Origin of the sequence: Micromonospora jinlongensis (assembly GCF_013410645.1) — a bacterium.
GTDB classification, from domain to species: domain Bacteria; phylum Actinomycetota; class Actinomycetes; order Mycobacteriales; family Micromonosporaceae; genus Micromonospora; species Micromonospora zamorensis.
In genome coordinates this window covers 4,025,363-4,037,421 of record NZ_JACCHK010000001.1, presented here as the reverse complement: position 1 = coordinate 4,037,421, position 12,059 = coordinate 4,025,363, and the positions used below count along the sequence as shown (strand labels likewise).

Below are 12,059 nucleotides of genomic sequence, written 5' to 3'. Positions count from 1 at the left end.
CCTGGAAATCGGGGTGTCGCTGGCTCTCGGACACCCCGGAATCAAGGAAACCGAGTCGGTCATGCAGCGTGGGGGTCGCGCGGCCATGGCCCGGCACGACCGCGCGGGCGCGGTGGCCACGGGTCAGTACGACTTGTCCTGGCCCAGGACGTGTTGCGCCACGAAGTTGAGGATCATCTCCCGACTGACCGGGGCGATCCGGCCGGCCCGCACCGCTCCGAGCAGGGTCGCCACCCCGTACTCGGTGGTCATGCCCGCCCCGCCGAGCACCTGGACGGCGGTGTCCACGGCGAGCGCCGCGGCCTCCCCGGCCGCGTACTTCGCCATGTTGCCAGCCACCCCGGCCTCCAGGTCACGGCCGGCGTCGTACAGGGTGGCCGCCTTCTGGATCATCAGGCGGGCCAGCTCCACCTGCACCGCCGCGTGCGCCAACGGGTGCGACACCCCCTGGTGGGAGCCGATGCTCCGACCACCCCAGACCTTGCGGGTGGCGGTGTACTCGCTGGCCCGCTCGATGGCGTACCGGCCGGTGCCGGCCCCCATCGCGGCCACTGTGATCCGCTCCGGGTTGAGCCCGGCGAAGAGCGCCGGCAGCCCGGCGTCCAGCGACTCACCGAGCAGTGCGTCGGCGGGGACCCGCACGTCGTCCAGGTAGAGCAGGAACTGGTTCTCCGGGGACACGATCTCCATGTCCAGCTTGGACCTGGTCAGCCCGGCCGCGTCGGTCGGCACGAGGAACAGAACGGGCTTGAGCTTGCCGGTGGAGGAGTCCTCGGTCCGGGCCACCACCAGGACGTGATCCGCCTCGTCGACGCCGGAGATGTAGCACTTGCGGCCGTTGAGCACCCAGCCGTCACCGTCGCGGCGAGCCACCGTGCCAAGGCGGTGGAAGTTGGAACCGGCCTCCGGCTCGGTGATCGCGAAGACGATCTTCTGGGAGCCGTCGGCGAGGCCGGGCAGGTGCCGTTTGCGCTGCTCCTCGGTGCCGTGGCGGCTCAGCACGGTGGCCGCGATCGCGGGGGAGACCACCAGCAGCAGCAACGGGCAGCCGGCGGCCGCCAACTCCTCGCAGACGATCGCCAGCTCGGTGATGCCACCGCCCCCGCCGCCGTACTCGGTGGGGATGTTGACGCCCAGGTAACCGAGCCGTCCGGCGTCGGCCCAGAGTTCGGTGGTGTGTTCGCCGGCCTTTGCCTTCTCGACGAAGTAGCCGTGGCCGTAGCGACGGCCCAACGCCCGCACGGCGTCGCGCAACTGGTCCTGCTCGGGGGTGAGGTCGAAGGTCATCGGGGGTCCTCCTCGGGATTCGACGGCTCCAGATCGCCGGGTGCGGGGGAGCTGTCGATGACGGCCAGCACGGCGCCCGTCTGGACCTGACCGCCGGCCGGCACCGGCAACTCGGCGACCACACCTTCGGTCGGGGCGAGCACGGGATGTTCCAGCTTCATCGCTTCCAGCGTGAGCAGTGGTTCGCCGGCCGTGACCCGCTGGCCGACCTGGACGTGCACCCGGGTCACCGCGCCGGGCAGCGGCGCGAGCAGCGACCCGGCGGCCACCTCCGCCGTGGGCAGGGGGAGACGCGGCAGCTCGGCCAGGCTCGCCGCCCCGTCCGGGCCGTCCACGAAGACCGCCGACCCCACCCGGTTTACGCGGTACGCGCACCGCACCCCGTCGACGTCGAGCACCACCCGCTCCGGGGTGGCCTCGACCAGCGCCACGCTGGGCTCGACGGCCGGCTCGGGAGCTTCGGGCCCATCTGCGGAGTCGGAGGCTGCCGAGGTGCTGGACCACTCGGCGAGCCGGCCGGCCCGATCCAGGCGGTAGCGGACCTCGATCTCGTCGCCGCCCGTCACGGCGAAGCGGGTGGTCTGGGGAAATGCGGGCACGTTTCGCCAGCCGGACGGGAGCCCGGCGAGCACCGGTGCGGTCGCCCGACGCTGGGCGGCCGCAGCCAGGGCCGCGGCGAGCGCGGCCAGCGGGAGCCGATCGGTGGGCAGCAGCGGGGCGAACACCTCCGCGTGCCGGTCCAGGAATCCGGTGTCGATCTCCACGGCGGCGAACGCGGGGCTGCGCAGCACCCGCACCAGCAGGTCCCGGTTGGTGGTCACCCCGTGCAACTCGGCCCGGGCCAGAGCGGTGGACAACAACCGGGTCGCCTCGGCACGGGTACGCCCCCAGGCGATCAGCTTCGCCAGCATCGAGTCGTAGTGCACCCCGACCACCGAGCCGGCCACCACGCCCGAGTCGAGCCGAAGACCCGGCCGGGTCAGCCCGCCGAACTCGGCTGCCACAGCGGGGACCGTGAACCGGTGCAGAGTTCCGGTTGCCGGCCGCCAACCCGCCCCGGCGTCCTCGGCGCAGAGGCGCACCTCGATCGCGTGCCCGGTGCTGACCGGCAGCGTCGCCGGCAGTGGCTCACCCTCGGCCACGAGCAGTTGCAACCCCACCAGATCGAGGCCGGTGCACAGCTCGGTGACCGGGTGCTCCACCTGGAGGCGGGTGTTCATCTCCAGGAAGAAGAACTCGCCGCCCGGGGCGAGCAGGAACTCCACAGTGCCCGCGCCCAGGTAGTCGACCGCGCGACCGGCGGCCACCGCAGCCTCGTGCAACGCCGTACGCACCTGCTCCGGAACGACCGCCGGCGCCTCCTCGACGATCTTCTGATGCCGGCGCTGGATCGAGCACTCCCGGTCACCGAGGGCCACCACCCGGCCGTGCGCGTCGCCGAAGATCTGCACCTCGACGTGCCGGCCGCGTTCGACGTACCGCTCGATGAAGACCGTGCCGTCGCCGAACGCCGCAGCCGCCTCGCGGCGCGCGGACGCGACGGCCTCGGCCAACCCGGCGGCGTCCCGGACGATCCGCATCCCCCGCCCACCACCGCCGGCGGACGCCTTCACCAGCACCGGGAAGTCCGAGATCCCATCGGTGTCGGTCCAGCTCGGCAGCATCGGCACGCCCGCCTCGGCGAGCATCGCCTTGGCCGCCAGCTTGTCGCCCATCGCCGCGATCACCTTGGCCGGTGGACCCACCCAGGTCAGCCCCGCGTCGGTCACCGCCGCCGCGAACTCGGCGTTCTCGGCGAGGAAGCCGTAACCCGGATGGACGGCGTCCGCGCCGCTGCGCCGGGCCGCGTCCAGGATCTTCTCGATCCGAAGGTACGTCTCGGCCGGCGTGGCCCCCGGCAGCCGGACCGCCTGGTCGGCCTCGCCGACGAACGGCTCGGCGGCGTCCGCGTCCGAGTGCACGGCGACCGTCTCCACGCCGAGCGCGCGACAGGTCGCGAAGACCCGACGCGCGATCTCACCGCGATTGGCAACGAGCAGTTTCCGAATCATCATCAGTTCGCCCCTCACATCCGGAAGATGCCGTAGCCGTCGGCGCCCTTCACCGGGCCGTTGTGGATCGCCGAGAGGCAGAGCCCGAGGACGGTCCGTGTGTCCCGGGGATCGATCACGCCGTCGTCGTAGAGCCGGCCGGAGAGGAACAGCGCGCCCGACTGGGACTCGATCTGCTGCTCGACCATCATCCGCATCGCCGCGTCGGAGTCCTCGTCGTAGTCGCGCCCCCGTGCGGCCGCCGCCTGCCGGGCCACGATGGACAGCACCCCGGCGAGCTGCGCCGGGCCCATCACCGCCGACTTGGCGTTCGGCCAGGTGAACAGGAACCTCGGGTCGTACGCCCGGCCGCACATGCCGTAGTTGCCGGCCCCGTAGGAGGCGCCCAGGTTCACCGTCAGGTGCGGCACTGTCGAGTTGGACACCGCGTTGATCATCAAAGCGCCGTGCTTGATGATGCCGCGCTGCTCGTACTCGGTGCCGACCATGTAGCCGGTGGTGTTCTGGAGGAAGATCAGCGGGGTGTTCGAGGCGTTCGCGAGCTGGATGAACTGAGCCGCCTTCTGCGCCTCCTCGCTGAACAGCACCCCCCGGGCGTTGGCCAGCACACCCACCGGGTAGCCGTGCAGCTCACCCCAGCCGGTGACCAACGCGCCCCCGTACGCGGGCTTGAACTCGTCGAAGTCACTGCCGTCGAGGATCCGGGCCAGCACCTCACGCGGGTCGAACGGCACCTTCAGATCGGCGCTGGCGATGCCGAGCAACTCCTCCGGGTCGTACTTCGGTGGCTGCGGCACCGCCGTACGCGGCGACGGGCCGTGCTTGCGCCAGTTCAGCCGGCGTACGCACTGCCGGGCCAGCCGGATGCCGTCCCGCTCGTCCTCGGCCAGGTGGTCGGCGAGCCCGGACGTGCCGGCGTGCATCGCCGCACCGCCCAGCGACTCGTCGTCGGTGACCTCGCCGGTCGCCATCTTCACCAGCGGCGGCCCGGCCAGGTAGACCTGTGACCGGTCCCGAATCATGATCACGTGGTCGGACATCCCCGGCACGTACGCGCCACCGGCCGTGGCGTTGCCGAAGACCACGCTGACCGTCGGGATGCCCGCGGCCGAGAGTCGGGTCAGGTCACGGAACACCCGACCACCCGGGATGAAGATCTCCGCCTGGGTGGGCAGGTCCGCCCCGGCCGACTCGACCAGGTTGACCATCGGCAGCCGGTTGGCCAGCGCGATCTCACCGGCCCGCCGGGTCTTCGCGAGCGACCACGGGTTGACCGCCCCGCCGCGTACCGTCGGGTCGTTCGCGACGATCAGGCACTCCACGCCCTCGACCACGCCGATGCCGGTGACCACGCTGGCGCCCACCGGGAAGTCCGTGCCGTACGCGGCGACCGGCGACAGCTCCAGGAACGGGCTGTCGGCGTCCACCAGCAGCTCGATCCGCTCCCGGGCCAGCAGTTTGCCCCGCTTGTGGTGCCGGGCCACGTACTTCTCGCCGCCGCCCGCCCGGGCCTGGTCCAGTGCCGCGTCCAGCTCGTCGAGCCGTTCCAGCAGCGCCGCCCGGTTCGCCACGAAACCGGGCGCGGACGGGTCGACCGTGGTGTCCAGTGTGGTCACAGCCCCATCCCCTTCACGATGATCTCGTTCATGATCTCGGTGGCGCCGCCGCCGATGCCGAGGATCCGGGCGTCCCGGTAGTGCCGCTCCACCTCGGCGTCGCGCATGTAGCCGAACCCGCCGTGCAACTGCAACGCCTGGTCGACGACCTCGTCGCAGGCGGCCACCGCCACGTTCTTGGCCATCGCCACCTCGGTCACCACCGGCTCACCGGCCGCCACCCGGACAGCGACCTCGTGCACGTACGCCCGGGCGGCCTCGGCGCGGGTGTGCATCTCGGCCAGCCGGTGCCGGACCACCTGCCGGCTGGCCAGCGGACGCCCGAAGGTCTCTCGGTCCCGGCACCAGCGCACCGCCAACTCGACGCAGCGCTGCGCGGTGGCGTACGCCTGGGTGGCCAGCGAGAGCCGTTCCGCGGCGAAGTTCTGCATGATCGCCAGGAAGCCGGTGTCCTCCGCGCCGATCCGGTTGGCCACCGGCACCCGCACGTCGACGAACGACAGCTCGGCGGTGTCCGAGCAGTGCCAGCCCAGCTTCTCCAGCCGGCGCCCGACCGTGAACCCGGGCAGCCCCTTGTCGATGACCAGCAGGGTGAGCTCGCCGCTGCCGGGGAAGTCGGTGCAGACCGCCGTGGTCACGAAGTCCGCCCGGTGCCCGCTGGTGATGTACGTTTTCGACCCGTTCACCACGTAGTGGTCGCCGTCGCGGCGGGCGGTGGTGCGAATGCCGGCCACGTCCGAACCGCCGTCCGGCTCGGTGATCGCCAACGCCCCGATCATCGTGCCGGCCAGGGTCGGCCGGACGTACCGCTGGACCAGGTCGTCGTCGCCGGGCGCCGAGGTGCCGCCGAGCCGGCCGCCCAGCGAGCCGCCGATGCTCACACCTGCGGCCGCGACCATGTGCGGCAGGGCGATGCCGTGCGTGAACAGGGCCGCGATCAGGCCGGACGAGCCGCCGGAGCGGATCACCTCCTCGGTCACGATGATCGAGTCGAGCAGGTCACCGCCGCTGCCGCCGACCGATTCGGGGAAGCCGACGCCGAGCAGGCCGAGCTTCGCGGCGGTGGCGTGCAGGGCTCTCGGCACCTCGCCGGCCCGTTCCCAGTCGTCCAGGTGCGGCAGCACCTCGCGGGTCACGAAGGCGCGGGTCAGCTCCCGCAGCTGCCGCCGCTCCGGAGTGTCCACGATGCTCATCGCGCCACCCCCGTCGGCACATCGGCGGGCAGGTCGACGATCCGGGCGCGCAGTAGCTCACCGAGCGCCTTGGCCTGCGGGTCGAACCGGGTGGACGCGGCCACCCCCGCACCGAGCAGACCCTCGATCACGAAGTTGACCGCGCGCAGGTTCGGCAGGTCGTAGCGCCGCACCGACAGCGGCGCGGTCTCCGGCAGCAGCTCGGCCAGCCGCGCGACGGTCAACCAGCCGCGCAGCCACGCGTACGCCTGGTCGTTGCGCGCCCAGACGCCGAGGTTGGCGTCCCCGCCCTTGTCCCCGGAACGCGCACCGACCAGCTCGCCGAGCGGGCCGCGCCGGGTCGGACGGTCGTGGGTCGCGCCGCCGCCCGGAGCTGTCTCGGCCGCGGGGATGGACGCGGTGCGGATCGGTGGGGCGATCGGGACCCGTGCGCCGCCGGGTAGCACCGCAACGTGTGGCACCGCGTCCTGCGGCACCACGTCGGCGGTGAAGACGCCGTACGGTGTCGCGTCGCCCGGCAGGGTGGTCAACGTGCAGCCCGGGTACGAGGCCAGGGCCAACTCCACGGCAGCGGCCGAGAAGGCCCGGCCGGCCCGCGCCTTGTCGCCGTCGCGCAGGTGGACGTGCAGCAGGGCGCTGGCCGCCTCGGTGTCGGCGGCGTCCGGGTGGTCGGTCCGGGCCAGCACGAACTCCAGCCCGTCCTTGCCGACCGCCTCCTCGACCTGCCCGCGGACCAGCGCCGCCTTCGCCTCGATGTCGAGCCCGCAGAGGACGAACGTCATCGAGTTGCGGAAGCCGCCGAGGTTGTTGACGCCCACCTTCAGCGTGGGCGGCGGCGGCGTGCCCCGGACGCCGGAGACCCGGACCCGGTCCGGCCCGTCGGGGCGCAACGTCACCGTGTCCAGACGGGTGACCACGTCCGGCCCCAGGTACGCCGGCCCGCCGACCTCGTAGAGCAGTTGTGCGGTGACCGTCTCCACGGTGACCGCGCCACCGGTGCCCGGATGTTTGGTGAGCACCGTCGAGCCGTCGGCGGACACCTCGGCGATCGGGAAGCCGGGCCGGTGCCCGCCGTCGGGCAGCTCGGTGAAGAAGCTGAAGTTGCCACCGGTGACCTGCGCGCCGCACTCGATGAGATGCCCCGCGACCGTTGCCCCGGCCAGCTGGTCGAGGTCGTCGCGGCCCCACCCGTACCGGGCGATGGCCGGGCCGACCACCAGCGACGCGTCGGTGACCCGGCCGGTGACCACCACGTCCGCGCCGCCGTCCAGGCAGGCGGCGATGCCGAACGCGCCGAGGTAGGCGTTGGCGCTCAGCGCGTCCGGGCGTTGGATCGTGTCGCCCTCGACGTACCCCACCTTGGCGGGCAGGCCCAGCCGGGTGGCCAGGGTGTCGATGGCCGCGGCCAGGCCGGCCGGGTTCAACCCGCCGGCGTTGGTCACGATCCGCACCCCACGGTCGAGGGCGGTGCCGAGACAGGTCTCCAGTTGACGAAGGAACGTCTTCGCATAGCCCAGGTCGGGGTCGCGCAGCCGGTCCCGGGCGAGGATCAGCATGGTCAACTCGGCCAGGTAGTCACCGGTCAACACGTCCAGCTCGCCGCCGTCGAGCATCTCCCGCCAGGCGGTGAACCGGTCACCGTAGAAGCCGGAGGCGTTGCCGATCCGGATCACGCTCGTGCTCCGTCCGCGCTGGCCGGCTCGCGGCCGTTACCCGGCGGGCCGGCGAACGCCTGCGCCACGTCGAGCCACTCGTCGGCGACCGGACCGGTGGCGACCAGGGCGAGGTCCGCACGGTGCCGGCGCTGGGTGACCAGCAGGCAGAAGTCCCGTGCCGGGCCGCTCAGTCGGTCGGCGGCGTCCGCCGGACCCCAGCTCCACGTGTCGCCGCCGGGCCCCAGCAGCTCCACCCGGACCGGCGACGTCGGCGTCGCCCGGCCGTGGGCGGCGAAGCCGTGCCCGAGGGTACGCACACCGAGGTGCGCGACGTGCCGGAGCCGGTCAGTGGCGGGACGGACGACGCCGAGCGCGTCGGCCACGTCCTCACCGTGTGCCCAGGTCTCCATGATTCGGGCCGTCGCCATCGAGGTGGCAGACATCCGGGTGCCGTACCAGGGCAGTTTCTCCCCGGCCGGAACGGCGGCCAGCGCGTCGGCGAGCGCCGTCCGGCCGGCCCGCCAGCGTTCGAGCAGCTCCACCGGCGGGGCGAGGAACTCCTCGGCACCCGCGTCGACCAGCCGGGTCGCGTCCGGCGCGGTGGTCACCGTCGCGTAGAACGCCTCGGGATCGGTGGCGGCGAGCAACGCCACATTGTCGGTCCAGGCGAGGTGGGCGATCTGGTGCCCGATGCTCCAGCCCTGGGCAGGGGTGGGCCGTGCCCAGTCGGCGGCCGGCAGCGGAGCCACCATGGCGTCGAGCTGGGCGGACTCGGCGGCCAGATCCGCGAGCAGGTCGGTGAGGTCGACCATGGTGCCTCCGGTCGGTGGTGGCCGGTGCGGCCGGCGGTCAGGGCGTGAGCAGGGTGGCGAGCTGGCGCTTCCAGGTGGTCAACAGGGCGGTACGACGGGCCGAGTCATCACTGAGCAGGTTGGCCACCCCGAGCCCGCGCAGCAGGTCGAGGGTGGCCTGCACCGCCTCGCGGACGCCGGGTCGACGCTCGTCGACGCCCAGCAGAGCAACGGTGAGTCGGTGCATCTCCCGGCCGACCATCGCTTCCAGCGGCACCAGAGCGTCCCGGAGTTCCCGATCGGTGCGGGCGGCGACCCAGAGTTCGAGAGCGGCCACGAACAGCGGCCCGGTGAACGCCACGCCAAGCAGGTCGATGACCCGGTCCAGCCGCTGCGGCCCGGCCGGCAGGGCTTCGGCTTCGCTGCGCAACTCGGCGGCCCGCCGCTCGGCGAGATGGGCAACGGCGGCCGTGACCAGCGCGGCCTTCGTCGGGTAGTGGTGCAGCTGGGCCCCGCGCGAGACACCGGCCCGCGCGGCGACGACGGTGGTCGTGGTGCCCGACCAGCCGTGCTCGATCAGGCAGTCGACGGTCGCCTCCAGCAGCCGGGCCTGAGTGGCGCGGCTGCGTTCCTGTTGAGGGACGCGGGTTGATGCGGGGGACACGCGATCAGCCTGCGGCCTGAGAAACAAACAGTCAAGACTGACTTTTTCTGTGTCGCTCGGCGCGGGCGAAGTGGGACGGGACCTGTGTGGCACAGCTCCTGTAGAGCTGCCCCATGGATGGGGCAGGTGCCGACGTCACTGGCGGAGCGATCCTGCCTTCAGCTGTCCAGTTCGTGGTGCGGAGCGATCCTGCCTTCAGCTGTCCAGTTCGTGGTGCGGAGCGATCCTGCCTTCAGCTGTCCAGCTCGTGGTAACGCCGGTCGGCGATGTCGCGTACTTCGGCCAGATCCGCGCGGGTCTGCAACTCGTGCTGAGTCGCCCCAGATCCGGGGCAGCTCTACAGGCGGCTAGGACCACTCCCTTACGTCCGACCCGTGGCTGAGCCGGACCGTGGAACCGAGGGCGTCTCCCTGGTCGAGGCGGACCGGGTCAGCGGCCGTCGCGTGGGCCGAAGACGGCCAGCGCGTCGGCGTCGCTGTGCTGGGAGCGCAGGTACTCGTCGGCCCACGCGGCGGCATCCGGGAAGGTGGACTCCGCCGCCACCCGGGCGCACGCCGCGTCCACGTCGAAGGCGGTGCGGCGCAGCTCGACGCCCGGTCCGAGCAGTGCCCACCACCCGCCCGCGCCGCCGTACGGCATGCCGATGCTGCCCGGGTTGACCACCAGACGTCGATCGACCAGCCGGGTGAAGGGCATGTGGGTGTGGCCGCAGACGACCGTCGAGACCTCGGCCGGGAGCCCGGCGAACACCTCAGCCCAGCGCGTCATTCGGGAGTCGACGAGCACGACCTCCTCGTCGTCGCGGGGCGTCGCGTGGCAGAACAACGTCGGCCCGAGGCCGTGGATCTCGAACGTCACCGTCGCCGGCAGAGCCGCGAGGCGGGCCACCTGGTCGTCGCGGAGCTGCGCGGCGGCCCAGTTCGACACGTCGATCGACGCCGGCTTACCGGCCCGCGCCTCGACCAGCTCCCGGTCGGCGTTGCCGCCCACCCAGCAGACCCGGTCACCGAGGCCGGCGAGCACGTCCAGCACCTCGACCGGCTGCGGACCGGCCGCAATGTCGCCGGTGAGCACGATGAGGTCGGCGGCGTTCACGTCCGGCTCGGCCAGCACGGCCTCCAGAGCGGGGAGTACGCCGTGGATGTCGGAGAGCACCGCAACGCTGTTCACCATGGCCCCACCCTCACCGCTTCGGCCGCCCCGAGCCAGCATTTCTGCGCCGGGCAGACGAAACGTCCCCGCCGTCCGTCGGTGACGGAAGGCGGGGACGGGACGTACCGCTCAGACGCGGGCGCGACGGGCCAGGCGCTCCGGGTCCAGGATGATGATGCTCTTGCCGTCCAGGCGCAGCCAGCCGCGCGAGGCGAAGTCGGCCAATGCCTTGTTGACCGTCTCCCGCGAGGCGCCGACGAGCTGGGCGATCTCCTCCTGGGTGAGGTCGTGGGTCACCCGCAGGACACCGCCGTCGCGGGTGCCGAACCGTCCAGCCATCTGGAGCAGGTTCTTGGCGACCCGGCCCGGCACGTCCGTGAAGATCAGGTCGGCGAGCGAGTCGTTGGTCCGACGCAGCCGCCGGGCGAGCACCCGCAGCAACTGCTCGGCGATCTCCGGGCGGTTGTTCAGCCACGGCCGCAGCGCCTGCTTGCGCAGTCGCACCAGCCGGGTGTCGGTCACCGCGGTGGCGGTCGCCGTACGCGGGCCAGGGTCGAAGAGCGACAGCTCACCGACCATGTCCGACGGCCCCATCACCGCGATCAGGTTCTGCCGGCCGTCCGCTGCGCGGCGACCAACCTTGATCTTCCCGGACAGCAGGATATAGAGGCTGTCACCGGGCTCGCCCTCATTGAAGACGATCTCGCCCTTACGGACCTCGATCGTCTCCATCTCCTTGGCAAGCGCCTCGGCAGCTTCCGGGTCAACACCCTGGAAGATCCCGCTGCGGGCCAGTACCTCGTCCATCGCGCACCTCCGCTTACGCGTGCCGTCCGTCGGCCGGGTCCGCCGTCCGCTGATCCCCTCGCGCGCCGCCAAGTCTAGGCGCACGTGAGCACGAATCAGAGGTCGCCCCTGGAATCTTGATCGGTGGGCGTAACCTGCCCGACGTGCTGAGCGAGCCGACCCTGACCAGCCGCGCCGAGAATGGGCTTCACATTCCGCTGCTCGTCTGGCGCGCGGAAGTGCCCCTACGAGCTGTCAGCAGCGGCCCACTGGGCGGTGGCATCGGCGTCCGGCACTGGGTGCTGAACGCGACCGTACCGATGTCGTACGACCGGGATGACCCCGCCGCGCACCTGACGGCCCTCGCCGCCGACCTGGCCCTCGACGGGCCCGGGGTAGGCCTGCTGACCGGCGTGGACGTGGGCGAGGTCGTGGCGCGCACCGACACCGGCGTGCGGGCCTGGGCGACGGTCGGGCTCGGCACACCGGTGCTCGCGGCCGCGCCAGCTCCGGCCGGGCTCGTCCAGCGGGTCGGCACGGTCAACATCGTGGTGTACGTGCCGGCACGGCTCGCCGACTCGGCACTGGTCAACGCGGTGGCCACCGCGACCGAGGCGAAGACCCAGGCGATCAGCGACCTGGGACTGCCGGGGACCGGCACCCCGACCGACGCGGTCACCGTCCTCTGCCCGGTGGACGGGCCGGAGGCCGCGTACGGGGGACCGCGCTCCAGTTGGGGCGCCCCGCTGGCTCGCGCGGTGCACGCGGCGGTGCTCGCCGGGGGTTCCCGGGAAGTCGTGCCCTGGTCGGACCAGCTGACCAGCTGAAGATTCGACCGATCGGCTGTCGTCGGCGCGTTTGCCG

At 72.3% G+C, this 12,059-nt stretch carries 10 protein-coding genes; 1 reads left to right on the top strand and 9 read right to left on the bottom strand.

The genetic code is table 11. The annotated features are described in order from the left end of the window. Nucleotides 1-123: 123 nt before the first annotated feature. The 9 genes from HNR22_RS17885 to HNR22_RS17845 form a co-directional block, all read right to left on the bottom strand. A complete protein-coding gene (locus HNR22_RS17885; protein ID WP_179781321.1) occupies nucleotides 124-1,287 on the bottom strand; it encodes an acyl-CoA dehydrogenase family protein in 1,164 nt (387 codons plus the stop codon). Then, nucleotides 1,284-3,338 carry an ATP-binding protein gene (locus HNR22_RS17880; RefSeq protein WP_179783599.1) on the bottom strand — a complete coding sequence of 685 codons (2,055 nt, stop codon included), beginning with the start codon at nucleotides 3,336-3,338 and terminating at the stop codon, nucleotides 1,284-1,286. The genes HNR22_RS17885 and HNR22_RS17880 overlap by 4 nt, the downstream gene beginning before the upstream one ends. 14 nt (nucleotides 3,339-3,352) lie before the next feature. Then, nucleotides 3,353-4,954, bottom strand: a complete 1,602-nt coding sequence (locus HNR22_RS17875; protein ID WP_179781320.1) for a carboxyl transferase domain-containing protein — start codon at nucleotides 4,952-4,954, stop codon at nucleotides 3,353-3,355. Continuing rightward, complete coding sequence (locus tag HNR22_RS17870) at nucleotides 4,951-6,147, bottom strand: acyl-CoA dehydrogenase family protein (protein ID WP_088950563.1); 1,197 nt, start codon at nucleotides 6,145-6,147, stop codon at nucleotides 4,951-4,953. The genes HNR22_RS17875 and HNR22_RS17870 overlap by 4 nt, the downstream gene beginning before the upstream one ends. Continuing rightward, nucleotides 6,144-7,760, bottom strand: coding sequence for an acyclic terpene utilization AtuA family protein (locus tag HNR22_RS17865; RefSeq protein ID WP_246382427.1), 1,617 nt, complete (start codon nucleotides 7,758-7,760; stop codon nucleotides 6,144-6,146). Before HNR22_RS17865 ends, HNR22_RS17870 begins: the two co-directional genes overlap by 4 nt. A 56-nt stretch (nucleotides 7,761-7,816) precedes the next feature. Next, on the bottom strand, nucleotides 7,817-8,614 hold the full coding sequence (locus HNR22_RS17860) for a TIGR03084 family metal-binding protein (RefSeq protein WP_179781318.1): 798 nt from the start codon (nucleotides 8,612-8,614) through the stop codon (nucleotides 7,817-7,819). Between the two features lie 37 nt (nucleotides 8,615-8,651). Continuing rightward, a complete protein-coding gene (locus HNR22_RS17855) occupies nucleotides 8,652-9,257 on the bottom strand; it encodes a TetR/AcrR family transcriptional regulator (protein WP_088950560.1) in 606 nt (201 codons plus the stop codon). Between the two features lie 429 nt (nucleotides 9,258-9,686). Beyond that, nucleotides 9,687-10,430 carry a metallophosphoesterase family protein gene (locus tag HNR22_RS17850; protein ID WP_179781317.1) on the bottom strand — a complete coding sequence of 248 codons (744 nt, stop codon included), beginning with the start codon at nucleotides 10,428-10,430 and terminating at the stop codon, nucleotides 9,687-9,689. A gap of 108 nt (nucleotides 10,431-10,538) precedes the next feature. Beyond that, nucleotides 10,539-11,216, bottom strand: a complete 678-nt coding sequence (locus HNR22_RS17845; protein WP_007466162.1) for a Crp/Fnr family transcriptional regulator — start codon at nucleotides 11,214-11,216, stop codon at nucleotides 10,539-10,541. Nucleotides 11,217-11,359: 143 nt separating this feature from the next. On the opposite strand from HNR22_RS17845, the gene HNR22_RS17840 reads away from it, so the two are divergent. After that, complete coding sequence (locus HNR22_RS17840; RefSeq protein ID WP_179781316.1) at nucleotides 11,360-12,022, top strand: adenosylcobinamide amidohydrolase; 663 nt, start codon at nucleotides 11,360-11,362, stop codon at nucleotides 12,020-12,022. Nucleotides 12,023-12,059: the final 37 nt, after the last annotated feature.